The sequence below is a fragment of the Serratia sp. OLAL2 genome (assembly GCF_002752475.1).
GTDB lineage: Bacteria > Pseudomonadota > Gammaproteobacteria > Enterobacterales > Enterobacteriaceae > Serratia > Serratia bockelmannii.
This window is the reverse complement of sequence record NZ_MSTL01000019.1, coordinates 903,684-918,275: the sequence shown is the minus strand read 5'-3', so window position 1 is coordinate 918,275 and position 14,592 is coordinate 903,684. Positions and strand designations below refer to the sequence as shown.

Below are 14,592 nucleotides of genomic sequence, written 5' to 3'. Positions count from 1 at the left end.
GCATGGAAAATACCCGCATTCGCGTGGGCGAAGCGCCGTTCAACGTCGGCGATGAGTACCAGTGGCTGGCGCAGTGCGACGCCGATGGCGCGGTGGTGACCTTCACCGGCAAGGTGCGCAACCATAACCTTGGGGACGACGTCAGCGCGCTGACGCTGGAACACTACCCCGGCATGACCGAGAAGGCGCTGGCGGAGATCGTGGCCGAGGCGCGCAGCCGTTGGCCGCTGCAGCGCGTGACGGTGATCCACCGCGTCGGTGCGCTGTATCCCGGCGACGAGATCGTGTTCGTCGGCGTGACCGGCGCACACCGCAGCATGGCGTTCGCCGCTAGCGAATTCATCATGGACTATCTGAAGACCCGCGCCCCGTTCTGGAAGCGCGAAGCCACGGGCCAGGGTGATCGTTGGGTGGACGCTCGCGACAGCGATCGCGAGGCCGCGCAACGCTGGCACGACGCGGCTAAATAACGCGTCAACAGCGGAAACAAATCAAGACCTTTGCCGCTTTCGCGCGGCCTATTCTGTGGTACGCTTATAGCAGGCGAAGCCCCGTTCGCGGGGCTTCGGAATCTTGTTTATAACGCAAAAGGTAACCGTCATGGACCGATATCCACGCTCTAATGGTTCAATCGTCGAACGTGCCAACAGCGGCATTCAGGCCTACATGGCGCAGGTTTACGGCTGGATGACCTGCGGTCTGCTGCTGACGGCGTTCGTTTCCTGGTATGCGGCCAACACGCCCGCGATCCTCAACTTCATCTTCTCCAGCCAGATCACCTTCTTCGGTCTGATCATCGCCCAATTGGCGCTGGTGTTCGTGATTTCCGGCATGGTCAACCGCCTGAGCGGCGCGGTGGCCACCTCGCTGTTCATGCTGTACTCGGCGCTGACCGGGCTGACGCTGTCGAGCATTTTCATCGCCTACACCTACAGCTCGATCGCCAGCACCTTTGTGGTCACCGCCGGCATGTTCGGTGCCATGAGCCTGTACGGCTACACCACCAAGCGCGATCTGAGCGGCTTCGGCAGCATGCTTTTCATGGCGCTGATCGGCATCGTGCTGGCCTCGCTGGTGAACATCTGGCTGAAAAGCACCGCGCTGATGTGGGCGATTACCTACATCGGGGTGGTGGTGTTCGTCGGTCTGACCGCCTACGACACGCAAAAACTCAAGGCGATGGGTGAGCAGCTGAACGCCGATGATAAAGACAGCTTCCGCAAGTACGCCATCGTCGGCGCGCTGACGCTGTATCTCGACTTCATCAACCTGTTCCTGATGTTGCTGCGCATTTTCGGCAACCGCCGCTAAATCCCTTGTCTTTCAAGCCTTAGGGTATCTGGCGATCAAAAAGCTCTGCATGTGACATGCAGAGCTTTTTTTATGCGATCTTGCGGCGGAACAGCGCGTAGGCGGCGCTGCCGGTGGTGGCGGTGATCACCAGCAGTGGCCACAGGCTGCGCCAGATAATGCTGAAGCTGGCGTCCTTCAGGTAGATCTGCTTGGTGATGTCGGTGAAGTGGCGTATCGGGTTCACCCAGGTCAGATCCTGCAGCCACACCGGCATATTCTCCACCGGCGAGACATACCCCGAGAGCAGGATCGCCGGCATCATGAACACGAACACGCCGATAAACGCCTGCTGCTGAGTGGCGCACAGCGACGAGATCAGCAGGCCGAAACCGACCAGCGACAGCCCGTAGATCAACATGGTGGCGTAGAACAGCAGCAGCGATCCAGCGAACGGGATCTGATACAGGAAGATGCCGATCAACAGCACGATGCTGGCCTGGAAGCTGGCGACGATCAGCGCCGGCACCGCCTTGCCGATAAAGATCTGCCAGGTGGTGAGCGGCGAGACCAGCAGCTGTTCCAGCGTGCCTTGTTCGCGTTCGCGCGCCACCGACAGCGAGGTGACGATCAGCACGCCGATGGTGGTGATCATGGCGATCAGCGACGGCACCACGAACCATTTGTAGTCCAGATTCGGGTTATACCAGTTGCGCACCACCAGTTCGCTGTTGTTGGGTTTGGCGCGGTTGCCGAGCAGCTCCTTCTGATATTCCTGCACGATCTGCTGTACGTAGTTAGCGGCGATCTGCGCGCTGTTGGAGTTGCGCCCGTCGAGCAGCAGCTGCAGCGGCGCGATGTTGCCGGTGGCGATATCGCGCGAGAACTGCGCCGGGAAGCGGATCAGCAGCAGCGCCCTTTGGTTATCGATGGTGGTCTTTATCTCCTGCGGGCTGCGCAGCAGCAGCACGTGTTGAAAGGCCTTGGCCTTGGCGAAGCGCTGGGTCAACTCCACCGAGGCCTGGCCGCTGTCTTCGCTGTAGACCGCGATGGTGGCGTTGGTGACTTCCAGCGTCGCGGCGAACGGGAACAGCAGCACCTGCAGGATCACCGGCATGATTAAAATGGCACGGGTTTGCGGATCGCGCAGCAGCGCCTGCATTTCCTTGATGATGAGCGTCAACAGACGATGAAACATCGCTCTTTCTCCTCAATCCAGCCGGCGCTGGGTTTTCCAGGCCGTCAGGCCGATGAACACCACGGCGGAAGCAATCAGGAACAACAGATTGATCACCAGCACGGTGCCGACGTTACCCGCCAGGAACAGCGTTTGCAGCGTGCTGACGAAGTAGCGCGCCGGAATGATGTAGGTCACCGCGCGCACGATGGCTGGCATGCTGTCGATCTGGAAGATGAAGCCGGACAGCATGATCGACGGCAGGAAGGCGGCGTTCAGCGCCACCATCGCCGCATTGAACTGGTTGCGGGTGAGGGTGGAGATCAGCAGGCCCATGCCGAGGGTGCTGGCGAGGAACAGGCTGCTGATCAGCAGCAGGATCGGCAGCGAACCGCGATAGGGCACGCCGAGCACCCACACCGCCACCGCCATGCACAGCGCCATGGCGATCATGCCGAGGAAGTAATATGGGATCAGCTTGGAGAGCAGCAGCTCGCTGCGCGTCACCTGGGTGGACAGCAGGGCTTCCATGGTGCCGCGCTCCCATTCGCGGGCGATCACCAGCGAGGTGAGAATGGCGCCGATCACCGTCATGATGATGGTGATGGCGCCGGGGATGATGTAGTGCCGGCTGATGGCCGCCGGGTTGAACCAGTAGCGCATCTGCACGTCAATCAGCGGCTTGTCGCTGCTCCCCCGATCGGCGGCGCGCTGCTGCTGCCAAACTTGCCATACGCCCTGGGCATAGCCCTGCACGAAATTGGCGGTGTTCGGCTCGCTGCCGTCGGTGATCACCTGGACAGGGGCGCTGTCGTGTGGGCGCGCCATGCGCTGGTCGAAATCCACCGGGATCACCACCAGGCCGCGTATCGTGCCGGCCTGCATCTGCTGGATCAGCTGTTGGCGGTTGTCGCTGATGGTCGGTTCGATATAGGGCGAGCCGGCGAACGCCTGGGCCAGATCGCGCGCGTCTTCGCTCTGTTGCTCCATCAGAATGCCCAGATGCAGCTTGCTGGAGTCCAGGTTGATGCCGTAGCCGAAGATGAACAGCAGCATCAGCGGGATAACGAAGGCGATCAGGCCGCTGCTGGGATCGCGCAGTATTTGCCGCGTCTCCTTCAGGCACAGTGCGCGCAGTCGGCGCCAGGAGAAGCCGCCGTCGTCGATTGGGGCTCGGTTGTCGCTCACCGTGGTTCCTCCTCGTCGTAGCCCTGCACCAGTTCGATAAACGCCTGTTCCATCGAGGGGTTGGGGTTGTCGTCGCGCGCTACCTGTTGTTTGAGATCGTCCGGCGTGCCGGCGGCGATGATCTTGCCGCGATACACCAGACCGATGCGGTCGCAGTATTCCGCCTCGTCCATAAAGTGGGTGGTCACCATCACCGTGACGCCCTTGTCGACCATGCCGTTGATGTGTAGCCAGAACTCGCGCCGCGTCAGCGGATCGACGCCGGAAGTCGGTTCGTCGAGGAACAGAATATCTGGTTCGTGCATCAGCGCGCAGGCCAGCGCCAGGCGTTGCTTGAAGCCGAGCGGCAGCGCGTCCGGCGTCTGATCGAGGATCGGCGCGAAGTTGAAGGCGTGGGACATCTCGTCGATTTTTTTGCGCTGCGCCTTGCCGCTCAGGCCGTAGACGCCGGAGAAGAACTTCAGGTTCTGCGCCACCGTCAGGTTGCCGTACAGCGAGAATTTTTGCGCCATGTAGCCGAGGCGTTGGCGCGCTTTGCCGGAACTGGTTTTCAGATCCATGCCCAACACCAGCGCCTTGCCGCCGGATGGCACCAGCAGGCCGCACATCATTTTGAAGGTGGTGGACTTGCCGGCGCCGTTCGGGCCGAGCAGGCCGAAAATTTCGCCGCGCCGCACCTGAAAATCGACGTGATCGGTGGCGGCAAAATCGCCGAATTTCTTGGTCAACTGCACCGCTTCGATCACCGTTTCACCACTTTCTCCGTCAACGGTCGGCATGATCTCCGCCAGCGCCGAGCGATGGTTGGGGCCGCCGCCGAGCAGATCGATAAACGCATCCTCGAAGCGCGGATCCGCTTCGTTCAGTTCGGCGTCCGGCAGATCCAGCGCCTGCAGTAGCTGCCGGTGATCTTCGCCTTCTTTCAGGATCAGGCGCAGGTACTTGCCCTGGATCACGCCGTCGGTGACCACCGGCAGGCAGATCGCCCGCTGCAGCAACGATCGATGGCTGCCGGGGGGCGCGGCGATCAACACCGTGCGCCCGGCCATACGGCGGGTCAGCGCCTGCGGCGCGCCGCTGAACAGCAGCTCGCCCTCGTTGAGCAGCAGCACTTCGCGGCACTGCTCGGCCTCATCGAGGTAAGAGGTGCTCCACAAGATCAACATGCCGTCGTTGGCCAGCTCGTGCACCATGCGCCACAGCTCGCGGCGCGAGATCGGATCGACGCCGACGCCCGGTTCATCCAGCAACAGCACCTGAGGTTCGCCCACCAGCGTGCAGGCCAGGCCGAGTTTCTGCTTCATGCCGCCGGACAGCTTGCCCGCCAGGCGCTCGGTGAAGCGGGTCAGATCGGTGAATTTCAGCAGCCGTTCGAAGGTCTGGCGGCGAAGATCGCCGGTGACGCCGCGCAGATCGGCGTACAGCGTCAGGTTCTCCATCACCGTCAGATCCTCATACAGCCCGAACTTCTGCGGCATATAGCCGAGGATCGCGTGCAGTTGACGATCCTGGGCGATCGGATCCAGCCCGGCGACCCGCAGCTTGCCGCTGCTGGGCTGCAGCAGCCCGGCCAGCATGCGCAGCAGAGTAGTTTTACCGGCGCCGTCCGGGCCGACCAGCCCAATGACCGCGCCGCTGCGCAGGGTGGTGGTCAGGCTGGCGACCGCCGGTTTCTCAAGTGACGGGAAGCGCTTTTCCAGCCCTTCCAACTCGATGGTGTGCGCCTGTTCCATGGCCGGCCTCAGGGTTTGGCGAAGCGCAGGGTGACCGGCATGCCCTGGCGCAGCGCGTCGTCGGCGTCGGTGACGATCACCCGCAGGCGGTATACCAGATCGGTGCGCAGGTCCGGCGTTTCAACGCTTTTCGGCGTGAATTCCGCGGTCGGCGAGACGAAACCGATCTTGCCGTGGTAAGGCTTGCCGGGGCGACCGTCGGTGTAGATCTCCAGCTCGGTGCCGGGCACCGCTTGGTTCAGGCTGGTTTCGTTGACGTAGGCGCGCACCCACACCGGCCGGGTCAGCGACAGGGTGAACACCGTGCCGCCGGCGCCGAGCATGGTGCCCGGCTCCACCGCGCGGGTCAGCACCGTGCCGGCGGAAGGGGAGATCAGCGTGGTGTCTTGCAGGTTCAACTGCGCCTGCGCCAGCGCCGCTTCGCTTTGCGCCACATCGGCCTTGGCCTGTTCAATCTCTTGCGGGCGGTTGCCGCTGCGGTATTGCGACAGCTTGTCCTTCGCCGCCTGCAGGTTGGCCTGCGCCTGATTGCGGGCGGTGCGCGCATCCTCCAGCGCGTCGGCGGAGGTGGCGTTTTTCGCCCACAGCCCCTGCTGGCGTTTCAGGAAGCTGTCGGCATAGGTGAAGGCGGACTGGCGCTGCGCCATTTCTGACTGCACCTGGGCTATCTCTTCGCTGCGGTAGCCGGCCTGCAGCAGCGACAGTTTGGCGCGCGCGCTGCCGACGTTGGCTTCGGCCTGCTGCAGTGCGTTGCGGTAGGGGGCATCGTCCAGCTTGCCAAGCAGCTGGCCCGGCTGAACGGTATCGCCTTCATCCACCGTCAGCGACGCCAGGCGCCCGTCGACGCGAAAGCCGAGGTTGACCGTGCGAATATCGACGTTGCCGTACAGCGTCAGCGGCCGATCCTGCTGCTGTTGGTAATGCCAAACCCCGTATGCGACGGCCGCGATCAGCAGAATTAACAACACGATCAAGGCACTGCGTTTTTTGTTCATAACACTCCCTGCCTGAATTTACGCGCCATGACGTTGGCGCAGCCCAGTAACCAGAATCTCAATATGTTCGCTCAGTACCGCCGCGATTTGCGCCGCTTCGCCCTCGCCAATGTCTTGCCAACCTGCCTGACGGCGGATAGTTTCGCGCGCCACGCGGAACGACAGCACCTCGCCGATCAGCGCATGGGTATGCAATACGAGGCGGGGGGCGTGTTCGTCGATGCCGGTGGCGGCCGACAGCAGGCGGCACAGCCGCTCGTGCATCGGCGCGATCACCTGGCTGTGGATCAGCGGATAGGCCTCGGTCGGGGCGAGCTGTTCGCGCGACATGATTTTGCTCAGGTTCAGCGTGTGCGGTTGGGTCATCAGCTCGCTGAAGGCCAGCAGGCCACGTTGCAACAAGCGCAGCGCCGCGTCAGATGACCGTTGTGCGGCTGGTTCTTGCCGGAAGCGATCGACTTCCGCGACCAGCGGGGCGAACGCCTGCTGAATGAAATCGGCGAGCGACTGCGCCACGGCCAGGTACAGCCCCTCTTTGGAGCTGAAGTAGTAGGTGATGGCGGCGATATTCTGGCCGGCGCGCTGGGCGATGTCGCGCGTGGTGGCGCCTTCCAGGCCATATTCACCGAACAGTTCGGTCGCCGCGGCGAGCAGTTGCCGGCGCGTTTGCTCGCCGCGCGCCCGGCCGGCGGCCTGATGAGGGACGGAAGCTGACATGGGTCACGCTCGAAGTTAATCAATCATATGATTAACTTTATGCCAGATTGTCTAAAACGCAACCGCTAACCACAATGAGTTATGTGATCGGCTTCAGACAATGCTGAATTTACGGCAGATTGTGCTCTAGGTGCGTAAAAGTGCTTTTTATTGCGCGACTTCTGTTACAATCGGCGCCTGGTGCACTGCAGTTTGTGCCAATCCCTCGTGGTCATGCTTAATGCCCCGTCTGATCATCCTCCCAGGAAACTGCACCGAACACCGTTAGGTTAGGGGGGATCTGGAGTTTTTCTCTTTATGTCATTTGAAACCCTCGGCTTAAGTGCTGAAATTGTGCGCGCTGTTGAAGAACAGGGCTATCGCGAACCGACGCCAATCCAGCGTCAGGCTATCCCTGTCGTGCTGGAAGGTCGTGACCTGATGGCCAGCGCCCAGACCGGCACCGGTAAAACCGCCGGTTTTACCCTGCCGCTGTTGCAGCTGCTGAGCAAGCATGACCATCCGGTCAAAGGCCGTCGCCCGGTGCGCGCGCTGATCCTGACGCCAACCCGTGAGCTGGCGGCGCAGATCGGCGAAAACGTCGAGGCCTACAGCAAACACCTGCGCCTGCGTTCGCTGGTGGTGTTTGGCGGCGTGAGCATCAACCCGCAGATGATGAAGCTGCGCGGCGGCGTCGATATCCTGGTGGCGACGCCGGGCCGTCTGCTGGATCTGGAACATCAGAACGCGGTTGACCTGTCCAAAATCGAAATTCTGGTGCTGGACGAAGCGGACCGCATGCTGGACATGGGCTTTATCCACGACATCCGTCGCGTGCTGGCCAAGCTGCCGGCCAAGCGCCAGAACCTGCTGTTCTCCGCCACCTTCTCCGACGACATCAAGGCGCTGGCCAACAAACTGCTGCATAACCCGGCCTCGGTGGAAGTGGCGCGCCGCAATACCGCGTCCGAGCAGATCGAGCAGAGCGTGCACTTCGTCGACAAGAAGCGTAAGCGGGAACTGCTGTCGCAGATGATCGGCGAAGGCGACTGGAAACAGGTGCTGGTCTTTACCCGCACCAAGCATGGCGCCAACCACCTGGCGGAACAGCTGAACAAAGACGGCATCACCGCTGCGGCGATCCACGGCAACAAGAGCCAGGGTGCCCGTACCCGTGCGCTGGCCGATTTTAAAGACGGCCGCATCCGCGTGCTGGTGGCGACCGACATTGCGGCGCGCGGTCTGGATATCGACCAGCTGCCGCACGTGGTGAACTACGAGCTGCCTAACGTGCCGGAAGACTACGTGCATCGCATCGGCCGCACCGGCCGCGCGGAACGCACCGGTGAAGCTATCTCGCTGGTGTGCGTGGATGAACACAAGCTGCTGCGCGACATCGAGCGTCTGCTGAAGCGTGAAATTCCGCGCATTGCGCTGCCGGGCTACGAGCCGGATCCGACCATCAAGGCCGAGCCGATCATCAACGGCCGCCAGGGCGGCGGACGCGGCGCGCCGCGCGGCAACGGCGGTGGCCAGCGTTCCGGTAACGGCGGCGGTCAGCGCAGCGGTAACGCGAACGGCGGCCAGCGTGAAAACCGTGGCAACGGTAACGGTAACGCTCGCCCGCAGGGTGACGGTCAACGCCGTTCCGGCGCGCCGGCCTCGCGTCGTCCACGTAGTCGCAAACCGGCCGAATAAGCCTGATTGCTCAAAGAGTAAGCCGCCGATACGGGCGGCTTTTTTTTTGCCTGGCGGAACGGCATTTTCGTACTAGGCTGGACGGTGGCTAACCCTACATTCCAGGAGACGGAGATGAAATTGAAGTGCGCAATTCTCGATGATTACCAGCAGGTGGCGCTCAAGATGGCGGACTGGTCGGCGCTGGCCGATCGGGTGGAGGTGTCCGCCATCAGCGCGCACTTTACCGATGAGACGGAGCTGGCGGTGCATCTGCAGGAGTGCGACATTCTGGTCATCATGCGCGAACGCACGCCGATGACTGCCTCGCTGCTGGCGCGGCTACCGAAGCTGAAGCTGCTGATCACCTCCGGCATGCGCAACGCGTCTATCGATTTGGCCGCCGCCGCCGAGCGCGGCGTGGTGGTATGCGGCACCAGCAGCGGATCGGCGGCGCCGATGGAGCTGACCTGGGCGCTGCTGCTCGGGTTGGCGAAGCATATCGTGCCGGAAAGCGTCGGGCTGCAAAACAACGGTCCGTGGCAACGGGATCTCGGCGTCACCCTGCAGGGCAAGACGCTGGGGCTGCTGGGGTTGGGCAAGATCGGCGGCCAAATGGCCAAGGTGGCACAGGCGTTCGGCATGCGGGTGTTGGCCTGGAGCCAGAACCTGACGGCGGAACGGGCGGCGCAGGAGGGCGCCCTGCTGGCGCCGTCCAAGCGGGCGCTGTTTGAGCAGAGCGATTTTGTCTCCATTCACCTGGTGCTGAGCGATCGCAGCCGCGGGTTGGTGGGGCGCGACGAATTGATGGCGATGAAGCCCACTGCTTACCTGATCAACACCGCGCGCGCGGGGATCGTCGATCGGGTGGCGCTGGTGGACGTGCTGCAACAGCGGAAGATTGCCGGCGCCGGGCTGGACGTGTTCGAGACGGAGCCGCTGCCGGCCGACGATGCATTCCGTCAATTGCCCAACGTGCTGGCGACGCCGCATGTGGGTTACGTGGCGGACGACAACTATCGCGCCTACTTCACCGAGGCGGTCGAGGACATAGCGGCGTTCCTCGCGGGTCAACCGATTCGCCGGCTAGGCTGACGGCATTTTTAATGCCCGCAGAGGCTTGTCTGGCGCGGGCATTCACCCGTATCATTGCGGGTCTTTTTTTAGCTGGGATTGGTCATGCGCGTATTATTGGCTCCGATGGAGGGCGTTCTCGACTCTTTGGTGCGTGAGTTGCTCACCGAAGTGAACGACTACGATCTGTGCATCACCGAATTTTTGCGCGTGGTCGATCAGCTGCTGCCGGCCAAGTCGTTCTACCGGCTGTGCCCGGAGCTGCGTCACGCCAGCCGCACGCCGTCGGGCACGCAGGTGCGGGTACAGCTGCTGGGGCAGTACCCACAGTGGCTGGCGGAGAACGCCGCGCGTGCGGTAGAGCTGGGCTCTTACGGCGTCGATCTCAACTGCGGCTGCCCGTCCAAGCTGGTGAACGGCAGCGGCGGCGGGGCGACGCTGCTCAAAGATCCGGAATTGATCTACCAGGGCGCCAAGGCGATGCGCGCGGCGGTGCCGGCCCATCTGCCGGTCACGGTGAAGGTGCGTCTGGGCTGGGATTCCTCCAGCCGCAGCTTTGAAATCGCCGATGCGGTGCAGCAGGCGGGCGCCAGCGAACTGACGGTGCACGGCCGCACCAAAGAGGACGGTTACAAGGCGGATCGCATCAACTGGGCGGCGATCGGTGAGATCCGTCAGCGGCTGAGCATCCCGGTTGTCGCCAACGGCGAGATCTGGGATTACCAGAGCGCGCAGGATTGCCTGCAGGCGACCGGCTGTGACGCCATCATGCTGGGGCGCGGCGCGCTCAACGTGCCGAACCTGAGCCGGGTGGTGAAGTATAACGAACCGCGTATGCCCTGGCCGCAGGTGGTTGAGCTGCTGCAAAAATACGTCCATCTGGAAAAGCAGGGCGACACCGGCCTGTATCACGTGGCGCGCATCAAACAGTGGCTGGGCTATTTGCGTAAAGAATATGATGAAGCAACTGAACTGTTCAGCGAAATACGCGCGCTGACGACGTCAGGGGATATTGCGCGCGTCATCTGCCGCAGCTAAAAATAAACCCGCGCGCGGCGGGTTTATTTAAATATGTATTATCAGGCGGCTTTATCAAGACGATTTAATTCTATCTCGATATCCTGAATGGTTTTTTCAAGCCCTTCCAGGCAGGCGCCCTGTTTATTCAACAGGTCGTTAATGGCTTCGGCGAACGCCTTATTTTTGCATTCCCCCTGATCGAAGGCCAGCCAGTGTGCGGAGAGCGTCTCGGTATTCGCCTGCGCATAGTGGCGCATTTCCTTCAGCTGGGAAGCGACGTTGCGTAAATTATCCAGCTGCGCCTGTGCGTTTGCATTGTTGCTCATGAATTTCTCCTTGAGTTGGCCGTTAAATAATTTCGACTGCGGGATTAAGCTTACCCTATCCAAATAAAAATATCACCCTCGGTGGCCTTATTGGTTATTTTTTAATGAATGCGGATGTATTTATTTCTCGGCTGAACAAGGACTTGGGCGGAATTGTAAAAATAGATAAATACGGTTTTTTTTGGCAATTATTTCCGGTCATTCCATACGGAATGACCGTTATTCTAACGCTTAAGGGTGATGCTTATTATGCCGCGTCCGCCAGCATAAACATGCCGTAGGGATGAATTTCCAGATAATAGTGCTCGCCGACGTTCGGCTGCAGGCGGGTGGCGTTAACCTGCAGCAAAATCTGCTGCCCGTGCCATGCCACCGTCACCTCATACTGCGGCCCCATGTAGGCGACATGCTGGATCACGCAGCGCTGGCTTTCATCGCCATGCTCACTCAACGTGATCGCCTCCGGTCGCACGCCCACCGTGCCGGCGCCTTGGGCGGCAAAGTGGGCGGGGCGCGGCAGGCGATAGCCGCTGATATCGACATGATCGACGCTGAAGCCGGCCGGGAACAGGTTGGCGTCCCCCATAAAGCTCGCCATAAAGCGCGAAGCGGGCTGCCGATAGAGATCCTGCGGCGAACCCATCTGCATGATATGCCCCTTGTTCATTACCAGCACGGTGTCGGAGACCGCAAAGGCCTCACTCTGATCGTGGGTGACGTACAGCGAAGTGATATCAAACTGCTTTTGCAGTTCGCGGATCTTTTCGCGCATGCTGCGGCGCAGGTTGGCGTCGAGGTTGCTTAACGGCTCGTCGAACAGCAGCACTTTCGGCTTGAGGATCAGCGCGCGCGCCAGCGCCACGCGCTGCTGTTGGCCGCCGGAGATCTGATCGACATAGCGATCGTCGAACCCCGCCAAATCCACCATCGCCAGCGCTTCCTGCACGCGCGCTTTCACTTCGGCGCGCGGAATGCCGAGCATCTTCAGCCCATAGCCGACGTTTTCTCCCAGCGACATATGCGGGAACAGGGCATAAGACTGAAACACCATGCAGATGTCACGCTGCTGGATGGAACGATGGGTCACGTCTTCACCATCAATGAATATCTGCCCGTCGCTCGGTTTCTCCAGCCCGGCGACCAGGCGCAAAATGGTGGTCTTGCCACAGCCGGAAGGGCCGAGCAGCGTCACCATTTGCCCCCGTGGGATGGTGAGCGTGATGTTATCGATCACCGTGTTGCTGCCGAACCGTTTGGAGACGTTACGCAGTTCAACGAAATTTTTCTGGCTCATCATGGGCTCCATTACGCCTGGTTTTTGGCTTTTGAACGGGAGATGCGTGCCTCACCGATCAGCCAGTCAAAGAGGAAAATAATCGCCAGCATCACCACGATCAGAATTGAACCGTAGGCGATCGCCACGCCGTATTCGCCGTCTTCCACGCGGTTGAGGATGTAGGCGGTGGCCACGCGGGTATCGGGGGTGACCAGGAAGACGATGGCGCTGACGGTAGTGATGGCGCGCACGAAGCTGTAGATCAGCGCCGACAGGATCGCCGGGCGCAGCAGCGGCAGCAGGATGTGCGTGATGGTGCGCAGCGAGCCGGCGCGCAGGCTGAGCGAGGCTTCGTCCAGTGATTTGTCTATCTGGCCCAGCCCGGCGATCCCGGCGCGAATGCCCACCGGCACGTTGCGCATCACCATCGAGATAATCACGATGGCGGCCGTCCCGGTGAGGTACACCGGCGCGCTGTTGAAGGCGAGAATGTAAGAGACGCCCGCCACGGTGCCCGGCACCGCAAAGCACAGCATGGTGGTGAATTCGATGGTCTTTTTGCCCTTGAACTGCTGACGCACCACGATCCAGGCGATCAGCAGACCGAACGCGGCGGTGATCGGCGCGGCGATCCCGGCGTACAGCAGCGTGTCGAGCAGCGAAGGCCACGCGCCGTCGCTCATGCCCTGGCCGAACAGCTTGATGAAGTTATCCAGCGTCAGCGTGTAGTCCACTCCCCAGTTGACGGTGAAGCTGCCGTAGAAAATGCTGCCGTAAAGCAGGGCATTAAAGGCTACCCACACCGCCAGCAGCGCGATCACGCCCCATACCAGCGTGACCGGCAGCGGCTGTACGTCGCCGCGGTAGGATTTGCCGGACACGGTGACGTAGGAACGCTTGCCGATCCACAGGTACTGGATGCAGAACACCAGCAGCGAGAACAGCAGCAGGAAGGCGCCGAGAGTGCTGGCGGCCTGATAGTCGAGCTGCGAGCCGGTGATGTAGAAATAGATTTGCGTCGCCAGCACGTCGAAGTTGCCGCCGAGCACCAGTGGGTTGCTGAAGTCGGCCAGCGATTGCACCACCACGATCAGAAACGCGTTGGCCAGCGCCGGTTTCAGCAGCGGCACGAACACGCCGTTAAAGGTTTGCCAACGGCTGGCGCGCAGGGTGTAGGAGGCCTCTTCCAGCGAAGGATGAATGGTCTTGATCGCGCCGTCGAGGATCATGAACGCCATCGGCGTGAACGCCAGCACCTGCGCCAGCCAGATGCCGGTAAAACCGTACAGCCAGTTGGTGTTGGTCAGGCCGAACCAGGCCACCATCCACTCGGTGATGTAGCCGGAACGCCCCATCATCAGCGTGACGCCCAGGCCGACGACGAACGGCGGCGTGACGATGGGCAGGATGGAGAAGATGCGGCCGATAATGGCGCTGCGCTTGGCGATGCGGGTGGTGTAAATCGCCAGCACCAGGCCGAAGAAGGTGCAGCCGGCACCCACCGCGATCGACAGGGCGATGGAGTTGAGGATCACTTGAACGATATGCGCCTGCGACAGCACGTTCATAAACGCCAGCGGCGCGAATGCCCCCGTCTGGTCGGTGAACATCGGAATGAAAATCGCGATGCTCGGCCAGACGATGAAGACGCCGATCAGCGCCACGATGGTGACCAGCGCACCGATAACGAAACGGTCGCCACCCAGCCAGTCGAGGCGGGTCAGCGCCAGCGTCATGATGGCGCCCAGCGAGGTCAATTGCACCAGGGGGGCGTAGCCTAAACCGCGTCCTGCCACCGTGGCGCTGACGACGATAAAGGCCATGCACAGCAGTGCCCAGCCGGCATCGAACGCGTGGCGGCGCCGCTGCTCACGGCCCGCCGCAGCGTAAGGACGCAGCAGCAGCAGGCTCGGCAGCAGGCACCAAAGCCAGCTGATATTGCGGTGTGACCAGCCGTAGGCCGCGAGGATTTCATCGCCGGTGGACTCCAGCAGGCCGTAATCCAGGCTCCAGCTCGGCAGCAGGGCGAACGCCAGCCAGCCAAGCAAAACCCAAAGGAATATCGCATCTCGTTTTTTCACGAGATGGAGTGCATGTGTATGTGACATAAGTTTCCCGGATGTTCAGGCCGGGTAAGGCG

The 14,592-nt window shown here is 61.6% G+C and carries 13 protein-coding genes; 5 read left to right on the top strand and 8 right to left on the bottom strand.

From position 1 onward, the window contains the following. Positions 1-2: 2 nt before the first annotated feature. Together moaE and BVU99_RS21770 are read left to right on the top strand one after the other, a co-directional pair. Positions 3-470, top strand: a complete 468-nt coding sequence (moaE, locus tag BVU99_RS21775) for a molybdopterin synthase catalytic subunit MoaE (RefSeq protein ID WP_004939764.1) — start codon at positions 3-5, stop codon at positions 468-470. A gap of 130 nt (positions 471-600) precedes the next feature. Further along, a complete protein-coding gene (locus BVU99_RS21770) occupies positions 601-1,311 on the top strand; it encodes a Bax inhibitor-1/YccA family protein (protein WP_033637508.1) in 711 nt (236 codons plus the stop codon). Between the two features lie 70 nt (positions 1,312-1,381). Here the strand turns inward: BVU99_RS21770 and BVU99_RS21765 are convergent, their stop codons facing one another. The 5 genes from BVU99_RS21765 to cecR are packed head-to-tail and all read right to left on the bottom strand — an operon-like array spanning position 1,382 to position 7,100. Beyond that, entirely contained in the window at positions 1,382-2,488 is a 1,107-nt protein-coding gene (locus BVU99_RS21765) for an ABC transporter permease (protein WP_099816708.1), read from the bottom strand. A 12-nt stretch (positions 2,489-2,500) separates the two neighbouring features. Further along, on the bottom strand, positions 2,501-3,655 hold the full coding sequence (locus BVU99_RS21760) for an ABC transporter permease (protein ID WP_099816709.1): 1,155 nt from the start codon (positions 3,653-3,655) through the stop codon (positions 2,501-2,503). Next, a complete protein-coding gene (locus BVU99_RS21755) occupies positions 3,652-5,388 on the bottom strand; it encodes an ATP-binding cassette domain-containing protein (protein WP_099816710.1) in 1,737 nt (578 codons plus the stop codon). Before BVU99_RS21755 ends, BVU99_RS21760 begins: the two co-directional genes overlap by 4 nt. Positions 5,389-5,396: 8 nt before the next feature. Beyond that, on the bottom strand, positions 5,397-6,383 hold the full coding sequence (gene hlyD / locus BVU99_RS21750; protein ID WP_099816711.1) for a secretion protein HlyD: 987 nt from the start codon (positions 6,381-6,383) through the stop codon (positions 5,397-5,399). Positions 6,384-6,401: 18 nt separating this feature from the next. Further along, positions 6,402-7,100 carry a transcriptional regulator CecR gene (gene cecR, locus BVU99_RS21745; RefSeq protein ID WP_049208961.1) on the bottom strand — a complete coding sequence of 233 codons (699 nt, stop codon included), beginning with the start codon at positions 7,098-7,100 and terminating at the stop codon, positions 6,402-6,404. Positions 7,101-7,397: 297 nt separating this feature from the next. Between cecR and rhlE the strand changes: the two genes are divergently transcribed. The 3 genes from rhlE (at position 7,398) to dusC (ending at position 10,868) form a co-directional block, all read left to right on the top strand. Further along, positions 7,398-8,777 (top strand): ATP-dependent RNA helicase RhlE, encoded by a 1,380-nt coding sequence (gene rhlE, locus BVU99_RS21740; RefSeq protein WP_025301932.1) that lies wholly within the window; start codon positions 7,398-7,400, stop codon positions 8,775-8,777. Positions 8,778-8,891: 114 nt separating this feature from the next. After that, positions 8,892-9,851: a D-2-hydroxyacid dehydrogenase family protein gene (locus BVU99_RS21735; protein WP_060432621.1), complete on the top strand. Its 960-nt coding sequence runs from the start codon at positions 8,892-8,894 to the stop codon at positions 9,849-9,851. An 84-nt stretch (positions 9,852-9,935) separates the two neighbouring features. Next, positions 9,936-10,868: a tRNA dihydrouridine(16) synthase DusC gene (gene dusC / locus BVU99_RS21730; RefSeq protein WP_025301934.1), complete on the top strand. Its 933-nt coding sequence runs from the start codon at positions 9,936-9,938 to the stop codon at positions 10,866-10,868. Between the two features lie 41 nt (positions 10,869-10,909). Here dusC and BVU99_RS21725 read toward each other — a convergent pair whose 3' ends face one another. The 3 genes from BVU99_RS21725 to BVU99_RS21715 all read right to left on the bottom strand — a co-directional run bounded on the left by BVU99_RS21725 (position 10,910) and on the right by BVU99_RS21715 (position 14,560). Beyond that, positions 10,910-11,176, bottom strand: a complete 267-nt coding sequence (locus tag BVU99_RS21725) for a hypothetical protein (protein WP_004939738.1) — start codon at positions 11,174-11,176, stop codon at positions 10,910-10,912. Between the two features lie 247 nt (positions 11,177-11,423). Then, on the bottom strand, positions 11,424-12,470 hold the full coding sequence (fbpC, locus tag BVU99_RS21720) for a ferric ABC transporter ATP-binding protein (protein ID WP_099816712.1): 1,047 nt from the start codon (positions 12,468-12,470) through the stop codon (positions 11,424-11,426). Between the two features lie 11 nt (positions 12,471-12,481). Beyond that, positions 12,482-14,560, bottom strand: a complete 2,079-nt coding sequence (locus tag BVU99_RS21715; RefSeq protein WP_099816713.1) for an iron ABC transporter permease — start codon at positions 14,558-14,560, stop codon at positions 12,482-12,484. Positions 14,561-14,592: the final 32 nt, after the last annotated feature.

Excerpts from the sequence above, each read along its gene's own strand:
- moaE (WP_004939764.1), top strand. The coding sequence starts at position 3 with ATGGAAAATACCCGCATTCGCGTGGGCGAAGCGCCGTTCAACGTCGGC.
- BVU99_RS21770 (WP_033637508.1), top strand. The coding sequence starts at position 601 with ATGGACCGATATCCACGCTCTAATGGTTCAATCGTCGAACGTGCCAAC.
- BVU99_RS21765 (WP_099816708.1), bottom strand. The coding sequence starts at position 2,488 with ATGTTTCATCGTCTGTTGACGCTCATCATCAAGGAAATGCAGGCGCTG.
- BVU99_RS21755 (WP_099816710.1), bottom strand. The coding sequence starts at position 5,388 with ATGGAACAGGCGCACACCATCGAGTTGGAAGGGCTGGAAAAGCGCTTC.
- hlyD (WP_099816711.1), bottom strand. The coding sequence starts at position 6,383 with ATGAACAAAAAACGCAGTGCCTTGATCGTGTTGTTAATTCTGCTGATC.
- cecR (WP_049208961.1), bottom strand. The coding sequence starts at position 7,100 with ATGTCAGCTTCCGTCCCTCATCAGGCCGCCGGCCGGGCGCGCGGCGAG.
- rhlE (WP_025301932.1), top strand. The coding sequence starts at position 7,398 with ATGTCATTTGAAACCCTCGGCTTAAGTGCTGAAATTGTGCGCGCTGTT.
- BVU99_RS21735 (WP_060432621.1), top strand. The coding sequence starts at position 8,892 with ATGAAATTGAAGTGCGCAATTCTCGATGATTACCAGCAGGTGGCGCTC.
- dusC (WP_025301934.1), top strand. The coding sequence starts at position 9,936 with ATGCGCGTATTATTGGCTCCGATGGAGGGCGTTCTCGACTCTTTGGTG.
- BVU99_RS21725 (WP_004939738.1), bottom strand. The coding sequence starts at position 11,176 with ATGAGCAACAATGCAAACGCACAGGCGCAGCTGGATAATTTACGCAAC.
- fbpC (WP_099816712.1), bottom strand. The coding sequence starts at position 12,470 with ATGAGCCAGAAAAATTTCGTTGAACTGCGTAACGTCTCCAAACGGTTC.
- BVU99_RS21715 (WP_099816713.1), bottom strand. The coding sequence starts at position 14,560 with ATGTCACATACACATGCACTCCATCTCGTGAAAAAACGAGATGCGATA.